Origin of the sequence: Burkholderia mayonis (assembly GCF_001523745.2) — a bacterium.
Lineage (GTDB): Bacteria > Pseudomonadota > Gammaproteobacteria > Burkholderiales > Burkholderiaceae > Burkholderia > Burkholderia mayonis.
Genome location: NZ_CP013386.1, coordinates 82271 through 100312, shown reverse-complemented (window position 1 = coordinate 100312; position 18042 = coordinate 82271). Strand labels below are relative to the sequence as shown.

Annotated in this window: 17 protein-coding genes; 7 read left to right on the top strand and 10 right to left on the bottom strand. The window is 65.8% G+C overall.

Going from position 1 to position 18042, the window contains the following annotated elements; all coding sequences use genetic code 11:
• Positions 1-95: 95 nt before the first annotated feature.
• Complete coding sequence (locus WS70_RS00510) at positions 96-1619, bottom strand: CoA-acylating methylmalonate-semialdehyde dehydrogenase (RefSeq protein WP_059473577.1); 1524 nt, start codon at positions 1617-1619, stop codon at positions 96-98.
• Positions 1620-1773: 154 nt separating this feature from the next.
• On the opposite strand from WS70_RS00510, the gene WS70_RS00505 reads away from it, so the two are divergent.
• Entirely contained in the window at positions 1774-2673 is a 900-nt protein-coding gene (locus WS70_RS00505) for a LysR family transcriptional regulator (protein WP_059473459.1), read from the top strand.
• Between the two features lie 368 nt (positions 2674-3041).
• Complete coding sequence (locus tag WS70_RS00495; RefSeq protein ID WP_059597928.1) at positions 3042-3572, top strand: class IV adenylate cyclase; 531 nt, start codon at positions 3042-3044, stop codon at positions 3570-3572.
• Positions 3573-3650: 78 nt separating this feature from the next.
• On the opposite strand, the gene WS70_RS00490 is transcribed toward WS70_RS00495, so the two are convergent.
• Complete coding sequence (locus tag WS70_RS00490) at positions 3651-4142, bottom strand: Lrp/AsnC family transcriptional regulator (RefSeq protein WP_010107250.1); 492 nt, start codon at positions 4140-4142, stop codon at positions 3651-3653.
• A 140-nt stretch (positions 4143-4282) separates the two neighbouring features.
• Between WS70_RS00490 and phhA the strand changes: the two genes are divergently transcribed.
• Positions 4283-5176, top strand: coding sequence for a phenylalanine 4-monooxygenase (gene phhA, locus WS70_RS00485; RefSeq protein WP_059597929.1), 894 nt, complete (start codon positions 4283-4285; stop codon positions 5174-5176).
• An 83-nt stretch (positions 5177-5259) separates the two neighbouring features.
• Positions 5260-5565 carry a 4a-hydroxytetrahydrobiopterin dehydratase gene (locus tag WS70_RS00480; protein ID WP_010107252.1) on the top strand — a complete coding sequence of 102 codons (306 nt, stop codon included), beginning with the start codon at positions 5260-5262 and terminating at the stop codon, positions 5563-5565.
• 82 nt (positions 5566-5647) lie between these two features.
• Here WS70_RS00480 and WS70_RS00475 read toward each other — a convergent pair whose 3' ends face one another.
• Positions 5648-5878 (bottom strand): DUF3717 domain-containing protein, encoded by a 231-nt coding sequence (locus WS70_RS00475; protein WP_059473578.1) that lies wholly within the window; start codon positions 5876-5878, stop codon positions 5648-5650.
• 120 nt (positions 5879-5998) lie between these two features.
• Here WS70_RS00475 and WS70_RS00470 point away from each other — a divergent pair, with 120 nt between their 5' ends.
• Positions 5999-6691, top strand: a complete 693-nt coding sequence (locus WS70_RS00470; RefSeq protein ID WP_004195796.1) for a response regulator transcription factor — start codon at positions 5999-6001, stop codon at positions 6689-6691.
• A gap of 116 nt (positions 6692-6807) precedes the next feature.
• Positions 6808-8274 (top strand): sensor histidine kinase, encoded by a 1467-nt coding sequence (locus tag WS70_RS00465; RefSeq protein WP_059597930.1) that lies wholly within the window; start codon positions 6808-6810, stop codon positions 8272-8274.
• Between the two features lie 373 nt (positions 8275-8647).
• On the opposite strand, the gene WS70_RS00460 is transcribed toward WS70_RS00465, so the two are convergent.
• From WS70_RS00460 to WS70_RS00440, 4 genes are all read right to left on the bottom strand, one after another.
• Entirely contained in the window at positions 8648-9154 is a 507-nt protein-coding gene (locus WS70_RS00460) for an SET domain-containing protein (RefSeq protein ID WP_059473464.1), read from the bottom strand.
• A gap of 291 nt (positions 9155-9445) precedes the next feature.
• Positions 9446-10558, bottom strand: a complete 1113-nt coding sequence (locus WS70_RS00450) for an NADH:flavin oxidoreductase/NADH oxidase (protein WP_059473465.1) — start codon at positions 10556-10558, stop codon at positions 9446-9448.
• Positions 10559-10729: 171 nt separating this feature from the next.
• Positions 10730-11440 carry a glutamine amidotransferase gene (locus WS70_RS00445; protein ID WP_059473466.1) on the bottom strand — a complete coding sequence of 237 codons (711 nt, stop codon included), beginning with the start codon at positions 11438-11440 and terminating at the stop codon, positions 10730-10732.
• A gap of 39 nt (positions 11441-11479) precedes the next feature.
• Positions 11480-12121 (bottom strand): MarR family winged helix-turn-helix transcriptional regulator, encoded by a 642-nt coding sequence (locus tag WS70_RS00440; protein ID WP_059473579.1) that lies wholly within the window; start codon positions 12119-12121, stop codon positions 11480-11482.
• Here WS70_RS00440 and WS70_RS00435 point away from each other — a divergent pair.
• The gene (locus tag WS70_RS00435; RefSeq protein ID WP_082716480.1) at positions 12074-12337 is read left to right on the top strand and encodes a diguanylate cyclase; all 264 of its coding nucleotides are present in this window, start codon (positions 12074-12076) and stop codon (positions 12335-12337) included. The two genes, WS70_RS00440 and WS70_RS00435, sit on opposite strands and share 48 nt — an antisense overlap.
• 297 nt (positions 12338-12634) lie before the next feature.
• On the opposite strand, the gene WS70_RS00430 is transcribed toward WS70_RS00435, so the two are convergent.
• The 3 genes from WS70_RS00430 to mnmC all read right to left on the bottom strand — a co-directional run bounded on the left by WS70_RS00430 (position 12635) and on the right by mnmC (position 17719).
• Positions 12635-13750 carry a YbdK family carboxylate-amine ligase gene (locus WS70_RS00430; RefSeq protein WP_059473467.1) on the bottom strand — a complete coding sequence of 372 codons (1116 nt, stop codon included), beginning with the start codon at positions 13748-13750 and terminating at the stop codon, positions 12635-12637.
• Positions 13751-13794: 44 nt separating this feature from the next.
• Positions 13795-15009 carry a cation:proton antiporter gene (locus tag WS70_RS00425; protein ID WP_059473468.1) on the bottom strand — a complete coding sequence of 405 codons (1215 nt, stop codon included), beginning with the start codon at positions 15007-15009 and terminating at the stop codon, positions 13795-13797.
• Positions 15010-15751: 742 nt separating this feature from the next.
• Entirely contained in the window at positions 15752-17719 is a 1968-nt protein-coding gene (gene mnmC, locus WS70_RS00410) for a bifunctional tRNA (5-methylaminomethyl-2-thiouridine)(34)-methyltransferase MnmC2/FAD-dependent 5-carboxymethylaminomethyl-2-thiouridine(34) oxidoreductase MnmC1 (RefSeq protein ID WP_059473469.1), read from the bottom strand.
• Positions 17720-18042: the final 323 nt, after the last annotated feature.

Sequence of the window (18042 nt, the reverse complement as noted above, 5' to 3'; positions counted from 1 at the left end):
GCGCAACAAGCATCGATGCGCGCCGTTAAAGCATAGACCGCGCGGCCCCTTTGCGGGAGCCGCGCGGCGTCGTCAAAACAACGGTTGCGATTGCGTCACTTAGCGACGGGCATCGTGAACTCCGCCCCCTTCGCGATGCTGTCCGGCCAGCGCTGCATCACGCTCTTGTAGCGCGTGTAGAAGCGCACGCCCTCCTCGCCGTACGCATGGTGATCGCCGAACAGCGAGCGCTTCCAGCCGCCAAACGAATGCCACGCCATCGGCACCGGAATCGGTACGTTGATGCCGACCATCCCGACCTGAATCTGCCGCGCGAACGCGCGCGCGATGCCGCCGTCGGACGTGAAGCACGACACGCCGTTCGCAAATTCGTGCGCGTTGATGAGCTCGACCGCGCTCGCGAAATCCGGCACCCGCACGACGGCCAGTACCGGCCCGAAGATCTCCTCGCGGTAGATCGACATGTCGGTCGCGACGTCGTCGAACAGCGTGCCGCCGAGGAAGAAACCGTTCTCGTATCCGTCGACGACGTGATTGCGCCCGTCGACGACGAGCTTCGCGCCCGCCGCGACGCCCGCGTCGATGTACGCGGACACCTTCGCGCGATGCGCGGCCGTCACGAGCGGCCCCATTTCGACGTCGCCATCCATTCCGTTACCGATCTTCAACGTCTTCGCACGCTCGGCGAGCCGCTCGACGAGCGCGTCCGCGACGCCGCCCACGGCGACCGCGACGGAAATCGCCATGCAGCGCTCGCCGGCCGACCCGTACGCGGCGCCGATCAGCGCGTCGACGGCCTGATCGAGGTTCGCATCCGGCATCACGACGAGATGGTTCTTCGCGCCGCCCAGCGCCTGCACGCGCTTGCCGCGCCGCGCGGCTTCCGTGTGAATGTACTCGGCGATCGGCGTCGAGCCGACGAACGACAGCGCGGCGACGTCAGGATGCGCGATCAGCGCGTCGACGGCCGTCTTGTCGCCGTGCACGACGTTGAACACGCCGTCGGGCAGCCCCGCTTCCCTCAACAGCTCGGCGAGCCGGACCGACGCCGAAGGATCGCGCTCCGACGGCTTCAGCACGAACGTGTTGCCGCACGCGATCGCGACCGGGAACATCCAGCACGGCACCATCATCGGAAAGTTGAACGGTGTGATCCCGGCAACGACGCCGAGCGGCTGGCGCAGGTTCCAGTTGTCGATGCCGCCGCCGATCTGGTCGGTGAAACCGGTCTTCAGCAGGTTCGGAATGCCGCATGCGAACTCGACGACCTCGATCCCGCGCATCACTTCCCCCTTCGCGTCGGAGAACACCTTGCCGTGCTCGCGGGTGATCAGCTCGGCGAGCTCGTCGTGATGGCGATCGAGCAGTTCCTTGAACTTGAACATCACGCGGGCGCGCTTGAGCGGCGACATCTCGCTCCACGCGGGGAACGCCTCGGCCGCGGCTGCGACGGCCGCGTCGACTTCCGCGACCGTCGCGAGCGGCACGCGCGCCGTCACCTTGCCGAGCGCCGGGTCGAACACGTCGCCGTAGCGGTCGCTCGCGCCGTCGACCGCGCGGCCGCCGATGAAATGGGTCAGTGCGCGCACGCGCGAATCGTTCGAATGGGTATCGGTCATGTCGTCCTCCGTGTTTGCCGTTGCCGCTTTCCGCTTTCCGCTTTGCGTGTTGCACGCGAATCGCATGCTTCGGGGATGAAGCGTACCCGCGAGCCCCGTTCGCGATCCAATGAGTTATGCTCAATTGCGTTATAAGCCGCGCTAATATTGCTCGATGGACCTGACTCTGCTCCGCGCGTTCGTCGCGGTTGCGCGCGAGGGCAACCTCACGCGCGCGGCGACGCACCTGCATCTGACGCAGCCCGCCGTCAGTCTGCAGATCAAGAATCTGCAGGACCTGCTCGGCGTCGCGCTGTTCGTGCGCACGGCGCGCGGACTCGTGCTCACGCGCGACGGCCAGGCGCTGCTGCCGCATGCGGAGCGTGCGCTCGACGCGGCGGCAGACGTGAAGCGCGCGGCCGCCGCGCTGCGGCACGAAGTGCGCGGGCGGCTGCGGATCGGCACGATCCTCGATCCGGAATTCCTGCGGCTCGGCGGCTTCCTGAAGCGGCTCGTCGAGACCTATCCGCAGATCGAGACGGCGCTCCGGCACGGGATGTCCGGCTGGGTGCTCGACCAGGTCCGCGCGCGCGAGCTCGACGTCGGCTACTACATCGGCCGGCCGGAAGAGGACGATCCGCGCGACGCCGAGCGCTTCCACACGGTGACGCTCACGCAGTTCCGCTATCGCGTGCTCGCGCCCGCCGGCTGGAAGGAGCGCGTGCAGCGCGCGCGCACGTGGCGCGAGCTCGCCGCGCTGCCGTGGATCTGGACGCCCGCCGCGTCCGCGCACCAGCGGCTCTTGTCGCGCCGCTTCTCCGATGCCGGCGTGCAGCCCGTCAAGGTCGCCGAAGTCGATCAGGAGACGTCGATGCTCGATCTCGTCAAATCGGGCGTCGGCTTGACGCTCGCGCGTGACTCGGTCGCGCTGCGGGAAGCGCATGCGCATGCGCTCACGATCGTCGAGCACGTCTCGGCGCCTGCCGAGCTCACGTTCGTCACGCTCGCCGAGCGGCGCGACGAGCCGGCGATCGCCGCCGCGCTGCGCCTCATCGACGAGCAATGGGCAATATGAGCGCCGCTGATGATGATCGGCGCGGCGGCTTCGATATAAAGGGTTGGAGAATAACTCGCTGACGCCGCGTGCGTCGGCACGACGCTCGCGCATTCGCGCCGGATTCGAGCCGCACGGCTGCGGCTCAATGCCGCATCGGTGAAGGCCGCCGCGCTGCATCGCGCCGCCCCGCAGCTTTCGGCGGCACGCTGCATCGGCAACCGCCCATCCCGGCACCGCTCGCGCCGCGCGAACGCCCGCGGCACAACCGTATCCGCCGCGCGCGGCTCGCCGTCTTCCGCGTCGCGTCAAAGCGGCTCGTGCCCCGATAGAATGGGGGCTTCCGGATAGTTCGTCCGGACCCGCAAACGCTCTTCACAGGAGACCCCATGGCCCGCAACATCGAGATCAAAGCCCGCGCGCGCGAATTCGAACAACTGCGCGAACGGGCCGCCGAGCTGGCGACCGAGGCCCCCCTCTTCTATCGGCAGCAGGATTTCTTCTACGACGTGCCGCGCGGCCGCCTGAAGCTGCGCCGCTTCGAAGACGGCACGCCCGCCGAGCTGATCTTCTACCAGCGCGACGACCAGGACGGCCCGAAGGCGTCGTATTACACGCGCAGCCCGGTGACGAACCCGGACGCGATGCACGCGCTCCTCGCGACTGCGCTGACGACCCGCGGCATCGTGACGAAGGAGCGGCACGTCTACCTCGCGGGCCGCACGCGAATCCATCTCGACCGTGTCGACGGCCTCGGCGACTTCGTCGAGCTCGAAGTCGTGCTCGCGCCGGACGATGACGAGGAAGGCGGCCACGCGGAGGCGCAAGCGGTATTCACGAAGCTCGGCGTGCCGAGCGACGATCTCGTCGCGGTCGCGTACGTCGATCTGCTCAACGCGCAGGCCGAACCGGCCGCGTGAGACTCGTCGGCGCTCCAGGCCGGCCGTCGGGACCCGCGCGCCAACCGGCCATCGACGGCCGGCCTCCCGCCCGTCGCGTCACGCAGCGGGCGTGCCGGACGCCAGATGGCCGAGCGGCAGCGGCCCGTTGCGCTTGAACGTCGTGAGCACGATGTTCGATCGCACGCTGTCGACGCCCGGCACCCGCATCAGCTTTTTCATCACGAACGACGACAGCGCGTTCAGATCCGGCGCAACGATCCGCAGCAGATAATCGGCATCGCCGACCACCGCATGACATTCGAGCACTTCGGGCAGCACGTCGATCTGCTGCTGGAACTGCTCGATGATCGAATCGCCGTGATGCTTGAGCTTCAGGCTCGTGAACGCGGTGACGCCGAGCCCGAGCCGCTCGGGCCGCAGCACGACGCGGTAGCCGTCTATCACGCCCGCCGCCTCGAGCCGCTGCAGCCGCCGGCCGATCTGCGACGGCGACAACGGCACCTCTTCGCCCAGTTGCTGGTGCGTCGCGCGGCCGAAGCGCTGCAGCACATCGAGCAGCGCCAAATCGAAGTGATCGAGTTCCACCATGAAGATTCTCCGCGTAATTCTGCGTTGTGATGCTAGATTATCGCATTTATAACCAAATACTCGACAACTTCGCGCCCAATCCGCGTGGCACCCGCCCTACACTTGCATGCATCCCAACCGATGCGAAGCAAGCGTTCACCATGTCCATCGTCGTCACCGCGAAACTGAAGGAACAGTTCGACGCGGGTCTCGAAACCCGTGCCGATTTCACCATCGATCAGCCGCTCGCCCGCTACGGCGAAGTCGACCACGCGGTGTGGAAGCAGCTCTATACGCGCCAGGCGTCGTTGCTGCGCGGCCGCGCGTGCGATGCATTCGTCGACGGCCTCGCGCGCATCGACTTGTCGCCCGAGCGCGTGCCGTCGTTCGCCGACGTGAACCGGCAGCTCCAGCCCGCGACCGGCTGGCGGATCGTCGCCGTCCCGGGCCTCGTGCCGGACGCCGTGTTCTTCGAGCATCTCGCGAACCGGTGGTTTCCAGTCACCTGGTGGATGCGCCGGCCGGACCAGCTCGACTACCTGCAGGAGCCGGACTGCTTCCACGATCTGTTCGGCCACGTGCCGCTCTTGATCGATCCCGTCTTCGCCGACTACATGCACGCGTACGGCCGCGCGGCGCTCGCCGTCGCCGACGATCCGCGCGCGCTGGCGCTGCTCGCGCGCCTCTATTGGTATACCGTCGAATTCGGCCTGATCCGCGACGCGCGCCGGGAAAGCGAGCTGCGGATCTACGGCGCGGGCATCGTGTCAAGCAAGGGCGAGACGCTCTACAGCCTCGAAAGCGCCGCGCCGAACTGGATCGGCTTCGATCTCGAGCGCGTGATGCGGACCCGTTACCGGATCGACACGTTCCAGAAGACCTACTTCGTAATCGACGATTTCGCGCAGCTCTTTGCGCTCGCGCATGTCGACGCGCGCGCGCTCGCCGCCCGGCTCGCCGACGCGCCCGAGCACGCGGCGGGCGCGGTGCTGGACGGCGATCACGTGCTCACGCGCGGCACGGGCGAAGGCTGGGCAATCGATGAAGACGTTTGACGAACAAATATGAAAGAATGGCCGATACGGCACCTCGCCGCGCGAAGGCGCGCGGCCGCGCCGCTATCGGACGAGGTATGAAAATGATTCACAAGCTCACATCGGAAGAACGCAAGACGCAACTCGAAAGCCTGCCTCACTGGACGGCCGTGCCGGGCCGCGATGCCATCCAGCGCAGTTTTCGCTTCGCCGATTTCAACGAAGCGTTCGGCTTCATGACGCGCGTCGCGATCAAGGCCCAGGAAGCGAATCACCACCCCGAGTGGTTCAACGTCTATAACCGCGTCGACATCACGCTGTCGACGCACGACGCCGACGGTCTCACCGAGCGCGACATCAAGCTCGCGCATTTCATCGAGGAAGTGGGCAAGCACGCAAAGGCTGCGTAATTACCCTGATGGAGATTCGAAATCGGATCGTCAACGTATCGCTTTCAGTAAGCGTTTTCTATGCTGAATGAAGCGAAAGCCTTCAGCTTTCCAAGCCGTCGTTAAGTCGAACGTAAGCGTCCCATGCGTTGCGTGCCTTAGGGTCCAATCCTTCCAGTTGCAGTGCACTTTGGCGCTGTACAATCAGCAACGCATACGGTTTGGAAAGCGCGCTAGCCTCTTCGCAGAGTTCGAGTTCGTCGCCGCTCGCCGGCGAGCGGGCCCGCCAGAAATTGATCGCGGCTTCGAGTTCGTGGATCGAAATGTCGGACATGATCGAGATGTTCGTTGCTGGCCGTCCTGCTTGTCGCCGGGCATGCGACGTTTTCGTGGAAACGGCGTCGTGCTGTCCCGCGTGCCTGAACCGCCAACCCATTGTACTTGAGCGAATCTCATGCGACTCCTTCTGATCGAAGACGACCGCCCCATCGCACGCGGCATTCAAAGCAGCCTCGAACAGGCGGGCTTCACCGTCGACATGGTTCACGACGGCATCTTTGCCGAGCAGGCGCTCGCGCAAAACCGCCACGAACTCGTGATCCTCGACCTCGGCCTGCCCGGCATCGACGGCATGACGCTGCTGTCGCGCTTCCGCCAGACCAACCGCCATACGCCCGTCATCGTGCTGACCGCGCGCGACGAACTGAACGATCGCGTGCAGGGCCTCAACTCCGGCGCCGACGACTACATGCTGAAGCCGTTCGAGCCCGCCGAACTCGAAGCGCGGATCCGCGCGGTGATGCGTCGCAGCGGCCCGCACAGCGACATGCCGCGTCCGGAAGTGTCGCTCGGCGGCGTGCGCCTGTCGGGCGTCGATCGCCGCATCTTCAACGACGACAAGCCGCTCGAGCTGTCGCCGCGCGAATTCGCCGTGCTCGAGATGCTGCTGCTTCGCCACGGCCGCGTCGTCAGCAAGGCGCAACTGCAGGATCACCTGACGCATTTCGGCGGCGATCTCGGCGACACCGCGATCGAAGTCTACGTGCACCGGGTGCGCAAGAAGCTCGAGCAGTGCCGTGTCGAGATCGTCACGGTGCGCGGCTTCGGCTACCTGCTGCAGGAAATCCGCCAGACCGCGAGCGTCTGACGGTCTGACGCCGCGCGTGCGGCACGCTGCGGCCGCGCGCGCCGCGCGCCCTACCCGCGCCGCTTCGCGAAGCGGCGCTTATCCTATTCTTTCGCGCGATGTCCCTTGATCCGGCTGTGACCAGCCTGCGCCGCACGCTGCTGCGGCGCCTCGCCGCGCCGCTGTCGATGCTCGCGCTGATGAGCGGCCTCATTGCGTACTGGCTTGCGTGGCAATACACGCAGCACGTCGTCGACCGATCGCTCGCGGATCTCGCGTCGGCCATCTCGAAACAGATCCAGATCGCCGGCCCCGATGCGCCGTTCACGGTGCCGCCGCTTGCGCAGGCGATGTTCTCCGATCCCACCGAACAGCTGATCTACCGGATCAGCGACGGCGAGCACGAGCTCGCCGGCGATCCGAAGCTGCCGCTGCAAGGCACGAGCGTGCGCCGGATGCACGTTGCGTACGTGTTCGAGGCCGAATACGACAACCAGGCGGTGCGGGTCGCGCAAGTGCGCGTCGAGCAGACGGAAAGCGGCAATCCGATGATCGTCGAGGTCGCGCAGCCGGTGCGCTACCGCTACCGGATCGCAGCGGAATTCCTCGTCGCGATCATGATGCCGCTCCTCCTGTTGCTGCTCGCCGGCTGGGGGATCGTGTGGCGCGTCGTCAACCAGCAGCTCGGCCCGCTCACGCATCTCGCCGATTCGCTGAACCGGCAGACCCACACGTCGCTCGAGCCCGTCGACGAAACCGAAGTGCCGCTCGAAATCCGGCCGCTCACGAGCGCGATGAACGCGCTGCTCGGCCGCCTGAAGACCGCGCTCGACGCGCAGCGCAAGTTCATCGCCGACGCCGCGCACCAGTTGCGCACGCCGCTCACCGCGATCAAGCTGCATGCGGAGCAGGCGGCCATTGCGCGCGATCCGCAGCAGGCGCTGACCGCCGTGCGCGAACTGCGCTCGGCGGCTGACCGTGCGGTGCGGCTGTCGAATCAGTTGCTGTCGCTCGCGCGCGCGGAGCCTGGCGAGCAGGCCGCTCGCTTCGTCGACATCGACCTCGCCGGCCTCGCTTTCGAAACCGGCGCCGAATGGGTGCCGCGTGCGCTCGCCGCGCACGTCGATCTCGGCTTCCAGCGCGGCGACGGCTGCGCCGACGACGAGCCGCTCGTCGTGCGCGGCAATCCGGTGCTGTTGCGCGAGGTGATCGCAAATCTGCTCGACAACGCGCTGAAGTACGTGCCGCTTGCGCGACCGCAAGGCGCGCGGGTTACGATGGACGTGTCGCAGATCGCGCTCGACGACGGCAAGCAGGCGGTCGAGATCGTCGTCGAGGACAACGGCTCCGGCGTGCCGGCGGGGCAGCAGGCGGACCTCTTCAAGCGATTCTTCCGCGGCGACGCGCAAAGCGGCAGCGGCGTCGAGACAGGCGCGGGCCTTGGCCTCGCGATCGTCCACGACATCATCGCGATGCACGGCGGCACCGTGTCGTACGCAGACGCGCCCGAGGGCGGCTCGCGATTCGTCGTGCGAGTGCCACTCGCCGACAAGCCGTTCGCGCCGGCGCTCCGTTCATCCGAATCGCCGACCACGTCGGTCTGACAAGGTGGCGGCTCGAGCGCAGCCTGTGTCCGCACGAGCCGCGCACGAGCGATGTCCGCGGACGGGCGGCGCGGCTTGCCCGTTTACGCCGCGTCTGCGCAGCGAATCGATATCGTCGAATGATGACCGCTCATGCGGCCCGATCGAGACCGCGCCGAACAGCGTTCGCACGCGACGTTGCGCAACGCGTTCACGAATGCCCCATCGACGACACGACGCAAATGGCGCGCGCCGACCCTGCGAAGGATCGCAGCCACAGCCTGATTAGTTGGGATTGGAAAGCATCGGGACGGCCGTCTTCGATTCGGCCGCCCGTTCGAACCGGCGAAACCGCGACGTGCGCACAATGGCATCGTGCATCGCCGCGGCGGCGTCACTTCTTCTTATCCTTGCCGCCCTTCTTCGCCTTCTTCTTTTTCTTGCCCTCGTCTTTTTCCGACGTCGCGAGCAGCGTGCCCCGGCAAGTCGCCGCGCCGCAACGGCACGCGTATTCGCGCTTGAGCTTCTTCGTCAGGCGCGCGTCGATCACGAGGCCGTAGTCGTAAAACAGCTCTTCCTGCTCGCCGATGTCGCGCAACGCGTGGATGAACACGCGTCCGTCCACCTCCTCGGCTTCGCAATTCGGCGCACACGAGTGATTGATCCAGCGTGCGCTGTTGCCGTCGATCTTGCCGTCGATCACGCCGCCCTCTTCGAGCGCGAAATAGAACGTGTGATTCGGATCGTCCGGGTCGTGCGGATGGCGGCGCAGCGCCTCTTTCCACGAGATCCGCTCGCCCTTGTATTCGACTACGCGCTCTCCCGCTTTGATCGGTACCGCGGCGAATACGCCCTTGCCGTGAACGCCCGAGCGGCGCACCACGATCCTGCGTGAACTCATCGAACGAATCCTTTGAAGACGACTTGAAACTGAAACGAACGCGCGGCGCATGTTGCTCGCGCCGCTTCGTCGATCGCGGCGCAAGCGGCATTGCATGCCATGCGCCGGCCGAGTGCGAATCACCCGAATCCTACACGTTAGGGATTGCTTCGTTCAACATCGAACAGCCGCTCGACGCACGAAATCGAGTGAAATCACACGAAATCACGCGACGCCGATCGAATCGGCGCTCGGTTCGGCGCTCGCGCCGATCATCCGCCACGCGCCGCATATGCGACGCACACGCAGCGCTTAACGCTGGCCGAACGACACGTCGCCGAACAGCGCCTTGTGCTCGCGCGGCTGCGAACGCCAATACTGCGGCGGCGCACTGACCGTCGCGCCGAGCTTCGCGGCCGCGTGCCACGGCCAGCGCGGATCGTAGAGCATCGCGCGCGCCATCGCGACGAAGTCCGCATCGCCCGCTTCGATCAGGCGATTCGCGTGCTCGGGATCGGAGATGAGGCCGACGGCGACCGTCGGCATGTCGACCGCGCGCTTGACCGCCTGCGCGAACGGCACCTGATAGCCGGGCGACAGCGGAATCTTCTGTAGCGGCGACACGCCGCCAGACGACACGTCGATCCAGTCGCAGCCGCGCCGCTTCAGCGCGTGCGCGAAGGCGATCGTATCGTCGAGCTCCCAGCCGCCCGGCACCCAATCGGTCGCGGACACGCGCACGCCGACCGGACGATCGTCCGGAAACGCCGCACGCACCGCGTCGAATACTTCAAGCGGAAAGCGCATCCGGTTCTCGAGCGAGCCGCCGTACGCGTCGGTGCGATGATTCGCCAGCGGCGACAGGAATTGATGCAGCAGATAGCCGTGCGCCGCGTGGACTTCGAGCGCGTCGATGCCGAGACGCGCCGCACGCCTCGCCGATTCGACGAACGCATGACGAATGCGCTCGAGCCCGGCCGCGTCGAGCGCGAGCGGCGACGGTTCGTTTTCCCGATGCGGGACCGCGGACGGCGCGAACGGCTGCCAGCCGCCCTTGTCGACCGAAATCAATTGCCCGCCGCTCCACGGCACGTCGCTCGACGCCTTGCGGCCCGCGTGCGAAAGCTGCATCGCGACGCGAATCGGCGAATGCTTGCGAATCGCCGCGAGCACGGGTTCGAGCGCGGCTTCGGTCGCGTCGTTCCACAGGCCGAGGTCCGCGGGCGAAATGCGGCCATCGGGCTCGACCGCCGTCGCTTCGATGCAGAGAAGTCCCGCGCCCGACAGCGCAAGATGGCCGAGGTGGATCAGGTGCCATGCACGCGCCTCGCCGTTTTCGGCGGAGTACTGGCACATCGGCGAAATCACGATGCGATTGGGAAGCGTCACGCCACGCAGCGTGAACGGAGAAAACAACGCACTCATGGCAGCCGCTCTCGCGAAGAAAGTCGAGCGATCGAGGTTAGCACGCGGCGCGCAGGCTTGCCGCGAGCACGACGACTCACGCGATGGAACGAATATGGAAACGGCACTGGGATCGGTGACGAACCCGGAACCGTTTCGTTTCGAACGAACGCAATCGCAGCCGACCGGCCGCTACAACCCAACCGAATCGAGCCACTCGCCGAACATCTTGCGCGCGGCGCATTCGAGCGTCGGACCGAGCTGCGCGGTCTGCTCGCGCAATCGCTTCGCGTCGATCCCGGGCGTCGCCGCGATCTCGCCCGCATGGCCGATCAGCCAGGGCTCGAAGCGGTCGGCGCGGATCTCCGGATGGCATTGGAGCGCGAGCACGTGCGTGCCCCACGAGAAGGCCTGGTTGCGGCACGCCGGCGTCGACGCGAGATGGATCGCGCCCGCAGGCAGATCGAACGTGTCGCCGTGCCAGTGCATCATCGACGTGATCGCACCGTCGACGTATCGCAGCGGCGACGCGCGCCCCGCTTCCGTCAGCGTGAGCGGTATCCAGCCGAGCTCCTTCGCCGCCGCCGGATACACGCGCGCGCCGAGCGCACGCGCGATCAGCTGCGAGCCGAGGCAGATGCCGAGCGTCGGCAAGCCGGCTTCGATGCGCTTGCCGACGAGCGCCGCGAGCAGCGCCGTCGTCGGATACAGCTCATCGTCGTACGCGCTGATCGGCCCGCCGAGCACGACGAGCAGCGAAGGCTCGAGCGCGTCGAGCGCCTCGACGCGAGAACCGCCGACGTCGACATAGCGCACGCGCCGCCCGCGTTCGCCGAGCACCTGCTCGAAGCTCCCGAGGTCCTCGAAATGCACGTGGCGAATCGCAACGGCTTCAGCATTCATCGGCACCTCCGGCCCGGACGAGCCCCCGCTCGACGCGCATTACGCCTGCGCGAACAGTTTCCAGGTCTTCTTCTGCGTCAGGGCGTCCGCTTCCTCGTGCACCGTGCAGTCGAGACGCAGGTCGCTGTCCGCCATCGTCATGTCGAGCAACGAACAACGGTAGGTCGGCTTGCGCGCCGCCTTGCCCGGCTGGAAGTGCTTGCACGTCACGCACATCCGGTGCGGCGGAATGTCGCCCTTGACCTGCAGCTCGCGCAGCGTCTTCAGCAGCGCGCGATACAGCACGCCCTGCTCGTCGCCGCCGAGCGTGCCGACCGCTTTCGACAGGAAGTCCGGCCACTGCAGCGCCTTCTTCGCCGCCGTGCGGCCGCGCGCGCTCAAGCGCACCGCGAGCGCGCGGCCGTCGTCGAGCGCGCGACGCTTCTCGACAAGCCCCTTGTGCTCGAGCGTGCTCACCGCATCGCTCGTCGTCGCCGCGGTCAATTGCGTTTCGCGCGCAATCTCGCCCAGCCGCATCGGCCCCTTGCGTTGAAGCAGCAGCACGAGGATTTCACCCTGCGTCGGCGTCAACCCCGCGCCTTCCGCCCAATCCCATGCCTGGCTCCGCATAGCCGTGCTCAACCGCAACAGGCTGTGGGTCACTCGCCCCGCAGCCTGGTTCCCGTAAACACCTTCGCTCATAGTCTTTTCGCTGTTGCCGGCCATCTTTTGAAGGCGGCCGTTTGTGGGGAGATCAGGTCTCGATCTCTGTCTCAAAAGGGCGCACCCGGACGAGCGCGTCCGACATGTTCGCCGCGAGGCACACGCCGCGAACCTGCACGCGGTTTCAGCACCCCCGTCGGCGCTGACCACCGCGAAGCCGACATTCTAAGCGAGAGCGGAAAATCGCACAGCTAAGTTATCCCACCATACCTGTGGATAACGACTGAATAAGTACAGTAACGAACTGTGCGTCGTTTCTTGACAACTTGTGGCACAGGCTCGCCGAAAAATTTTCCGTCCCGAGCCGTCCGCCGGAATTCTCACTCGATTCGCATCGTTGTCAATGCCACAGGCCTTTGACTTTGTGGCGAAATATCAAGTTATCCACAGAATCGGCAGGGGCTTGTTAACTACTACTACGTTTACATACGTATACGTTGGGGTAAACCTAAACCCGCGCCCGTCAGATGCGACGATTTGAAAAACTATTTTTCATTCCCGCCAGCGCAGACACTGCTGGCGCACAGTTTCGTTCAGCGATTTTTCCTGCTTGAAGATCGTCCGGAGCCACGACGCGTCGTTGACGCGCGCCTTCGCGAGCGCGCCGATCTCGTCGAGCGCCGCACGCGAGCCGAGTGCTGCCGCATGCGGCGCAATGCGATCGAGCGTGTCGAGGATGTCCTCGGCGATCGTCCGGCGCTCACCCGTCTGCGGATTCACGCAAGTGCCCTCGAGCCCGAAGCGGCATGCCTCGAAACGGTTGAACGTGTAGACGAGGTAGTCGTCCTCCGACAGCGTCAGCGGTCGGTCGATCAGCAGATAGCGCGCGAGCGTCTGGATGTAGCACGCGATCGCGGCCGCGCGATCGACCGACAGCGGCGTATCCATCACGCGCACTTCGATCGTTCCGTAGCCGGGTTTCGGGCGGATGTCCCAGTAGAAATCCTTCATGCTGTTGACGACGCCCGTATTCACCATCTTAGTGAAGTACTCCTCGAAGCCGTTCCAGGTGAGCACGAACGGCGCGCGGCCCGACAGCGGAAACGCGAACACGGAATTGAGGCGTGCCGAATGAAAGCCGGTGTCGACGTTCTGCACGTACGGCGACGACGCCGACAGCGCGATGAAATGCGGAATGAAGCGCGACATCGAGTGCAGCAGGAACAGCGCGCTGTCGGCGTCCGGACAGCCGATGTGCACGTGCTGGCCGAACACCGTGAACTGTTTCGCGAGATAGCCGTACAACTCGGAAATGTACTGGAAGCGCGGCGCGTCGAAGATCTGCCGCTCGCTCCATTGCTGGAACGCGTGTGTGCCGCCGCCGCAGAGGCCGACGTTCAGCTGGTCGGCCGCGCTGACGAGCGTGTCGCGGATCGCGTGCAGTTCGCCCAATGCTTGATCGTGCGTCCTGCATATGCCCGTCGACAGCTCGATCATGCTTTCGGTGATCTCCGGCGTGATGTTGCCGGGAAATTTCGCATCCTTGATGAGCCGCATCAAATCGGACGACGCTTTCGTCAGATCGTAGTTGTGCGTATTGACGATCTGAATTTCGAGCTCGATGCCGAACGTGAACGGTTCGGAATTGACAAAGGTTTCGAGTGCCATGGCGTGGTTCCGGATAACGGGGCGGGAAGCGGCGAACGCGCGGATCAGTTGGCGTCGCGCCGTTCGCCGACAGCCGACAGGCTACGATAGACGATGAGCGGCCCGATCAGCTGCAGTACGACGATCGAGCACATGATGACCGCGCGCAGGCGCGGATCGAAATTCGGGTAAAGCTGGTACGTGTCGTCGACGAGCAGATACGCGAGCGCCGACATCGGCACGAGCGAGAAGCCGAGCGCGACGCCCTGCTTCACACCGAGGCCGCTCGGCTTCGCGAACACGAGCACGCCGACGAGCTTCGCGACGAAGCGCGTCGCAATCAGCGCGCCCGCGACGAGTCCGCCCGCGATGATGTCCTGCGAGGCGAACGACGTGAGCGTCAGCACGAACAGAATCACGGTGAGCAGCCACCCGGCGGTGCCGAAATGCTCGGGCCACAACTGCGGACGCGCTTCGAGATTCTTCACGATGATGCCGGCGAGCAGGAGCGTGAGCATCGTCGACAACTTGAGTACCTGCGCGACCGCGATCGCGAGCACGACGAGGCCGAACAGTGCGACGAACGAATGTTCGTCGCGCATCGTCGAGGCAACATGCCGGAACAGATAATTGCATGCGCGAGCGAACAGATACGCGACGATGAACGAGCCGGCGAGCAGATAGATCGGCTGCAGGATCGTCGCGAACACGTTGCCGTACGCTTCCTGATGCAACCAGCTCGTGACGAGCTTCGTCAGCACGACCGCGTAGACGCTGTTCAGCGCGGACAACGTGATGAGCCGCTGCGACACCTGCCCTTCCGCGCGCAATTCCGTCTTCAACTGGATCACCATCGCGGGCGACGTCGAGATCGCGATCGCCGCGAGCACGAGCGCGATCATTCCCGGCACCTTGAGCACCAGCAGCACCGCGAGCACGAGCACGAACGTGAGCGTCGCCTCGGCGAGACTCGACGCGATGAGCCAAGGATTGCGGCGGATCCAGCGTAAGTCGAGCCGGCTGCCGAGCTCGAACAGCAGCAGCCCGAGCGCGACGTTCACGAGGAGCCGCGACGTGTCGTCGGTGCTCGCGTCGATCACGCCGAAGCCGAACGAGCCGGCGATGAGCCCGATCACCGCATAGCCGGTGATCCGCGGCAGGCGCCACGCGCGATAGCAGAGCTCGCCGCAAAGACCAGCGGCGAAGAGTGCAAAGCCGGCCCAGAAAATCGCATCCGGGACGAGGGGCCAGTTGGGTAGAAACGAGAACGCTGACTTCATCGTGGTGACTTCTCCTTTGGAAGGCAACCTCCGGCGACGCGGATCGAGCGAGTCGAGCGAATGATGCGCGCTGGATGAGTGGTTGCCCCGTCGTTCGTTGTTCTGTACGACCAGTAGGACATGGGGTAAGCCCGCGTCGCCGAAAAGGGTGCGACGGTCAGTCGGGCTTGCGGCCGATCTGGGGTCAGCCTGGCGCGTGTGAATGGGCAGCGCGATCTCAAATCCTCAGATTCGAATTCGAGCTGACCGTTCCGTTGATGCACGCGTGGCGCAGCGCCATGACATGCGTGAAGGAAACCGATTGTGCCACAGCTATTCCGGACCGGACCGAATTCGGGCAAAGGGTTGGCCGATCGCCAAGGTTCGCCCGTTTACTCTGAGGTAAACCTGTATACATACATAGTAGAAGTTAACAAAGCGGCCGAATTTCTGTGGATAACCGGCATTTACGCCGATGGATCATGAACTTGCGCGTCGCATAACAGGATGTACAGCCTGTTTGCCCGCACAGGGTTTCGATGAGCAACTTTTTCGGATCTGTGCGGCTGTGTGAAGTTGCCCCGTTTACGTCCACATCGGTTGCACAGGGATTGCGCTGGGAATGCGTGCGGTTATCCACAGGGCTGAGTGGATAACTGATCGGCGATTCTGTGTGCGGCGTCCACGTTGGGTTTGAGAATGGCGCGGCGACACGCAAGAAAGGCAAGGCGCCGCCGCCCAGATGGTGGGTCGGCCGAGTGAGTCAGTCGACGCGCCCGTGCCGTAATGCGCGGACGAGAAAGCGGGCCGGGTCGATTGCTTCTGCGAGTTCGCGCTCGAGCGGCCACGGCTCCCCTTCGATCTGCGCGGCGATCAACTCGGCGCCGAGCGCCGCCCAGACCAGTCCGCGCGAGCCATAGCCGAATGCGCCGTACAGGCCCGCCGCGCGCGGAATGTCGCGCAGCTTGGCGCCCGTCAGTGCCGCCGCATTGCGGGCGGCCGCCGTCTCATCGCCCAGTTCGCCGACAAGCGGCAACCGGTCGCTCGCGACGCAGCGAAAGCCGACGCGGCCCGTCAGCAGCGTGCCTGCATCGAGCGTGGCCGCAGAAAATGCAGGCAGCAGCCGTTCGAGCCGTTCGAGGTTTTCGCGATGGCCCGCTTCGCGCAGTGTCGCGTCCGCATCGTCCGGCTCGTACGTCGCGCCCGTCAGCGTGACGCCGTTGGCAAGCGGTACGACGTAGCCGTCGCCGATCACGGGCACCGGCACGGCCGGCGCGCTGCCCGGCGGCAGCAGCGTGAGCTGGCCGCGCACGCGCTGCGTCGGCGCATGCCGCAGACCGGCGATGCGCGCGGCATCGGCCGCGTTCGCGACGACGACGACGCTCGCCTGCGCAAGCGTTGCGCCCGATGCGTCGAGCGCGCGCCAACGGCCGTCGTCGCCGCGCTCGAGCCGCGCGACTTCGATGCCGACGATGCGCGTGAGCTTTTCGCCGGCCGCCGCGCATTGCGAAGCCGCGAGCGCGGCGGGGCTGATCGAGCCGCCTTGAGGAAACAGCCATCCGCCGTACGCGACGTCCGTTCGCAACAGCGCTCGCGCTTCGTCGCGCGACAGCGTCGACGCGAGTTCGGCCGGCACGCCGAGCGTATCGATGCTCTCGCACATCCGCTCGAACTCGTCGTCCGATGTCGCGAGCTGCACGAGGCCTTGCGTGCTGCGCGCAAACGTGTGGCCCGCGCGCTCGAGCGCGCGCCAGCGGTTCAGCGCATGAAGGAAGCCGGCGCGCGACAGGCGGGCCGCGAGGTTGTCGTCGCGCGCGATCATCGGGTGGAACACGCCGGCGGGATTGCCTGATGCTTCGCTCGCGATCTCCGCGTGCCGCTCGATCAGCGTCACGCGCCAGCCGCGCGCGGCGAGCCGCTCGACGACGGCGCAGCCGGCGAGCCCCGCGCCGATCACGAGCGCATCGCGCGGCCCGAAGGCGCGCGCGCGCGGCGGCTCATGGCGCCGCACGCGCCAGCGCGGCGCGAATTCGCCGACGAGCATCGCGCGCTTGCCGGCGAAGCCTTCGGCTTTCCGATACGTGAAACCCGCTTCGTCGAGCGCACGCTTGACGGTGCCCGCGCTCGTGTAGGTCGCGAACGTCGCATGCTCGTCGGCGAGCTTCGCGAGCGACTTGAAGATCGCGGGCGACCACATGTCCGCGTTTTTCGACGGTGCGAAGCCGTCGAGATAGAACGCGTTTGCGCGCAGCACGAGATTCGGCAGCACGTCGAGCGCATCGCCGAACACGAGCGTGAGCGTCACGCGGCCGTCGTCGAATTCGAGACGGTGGACGCCCGGTGTGAGCGAGGGCCATGCGTTCGCGAGTTCGTCGACGAGCGGCTCAATAGTTGTATATGCAACGATATGCGCGGCAGCGCGACGCAGGTCGTCGTGCGCGAACGGGTGCTTTTCGACCGACACGAAGTGAAGCCGCTCGCCGTGCAACGGATCGGCGCGCCATGCGGCCCATGTCGCGAGAAAGTTGCAGCCGATGCCGAAACCCGTCTCGACGATCGTGAAAGTTCGCTTGTGCTGCCAGCGCCGCGGCAGGTCGTTGCCGCGGATGAACACGTGGTCGGCCTGGGCAAGCGCGCCTGCTGCGCTATGGTAGATGTCGCCGTAGAGGGGCGAGACGACGGTGCCGTCTTCGCGGAAGACGAGCGTCGCCGGAACGATTCGATCGGGCATGCGAAACAAAAAAGAAGGCGGCGAAATTGCGACGAACCGCCGCGCGAGCCCCGTCCCGCAAGGCGTTGGCAAAATCCAACAGAACGGTGCGCCGGCTTCGGACGCGCCGCGGCGAAGCCGGATCGCGCGGCTCGGAAACCGCACGGGAAGCATCTAACTCGACAAAATTCGCTCGAAAATCTTTGAAACCCTTGTCGTTATTGGGTTTGCGCTGCGCTATCATAGCAAGCGCCGTATCGCGGAGCTGCCAGGAGGCACACCCGGCGGTGCGTTGCGCGGCGCAATACTTTGCGCTGTGCCGTCGCCACACACTATAGACGGCA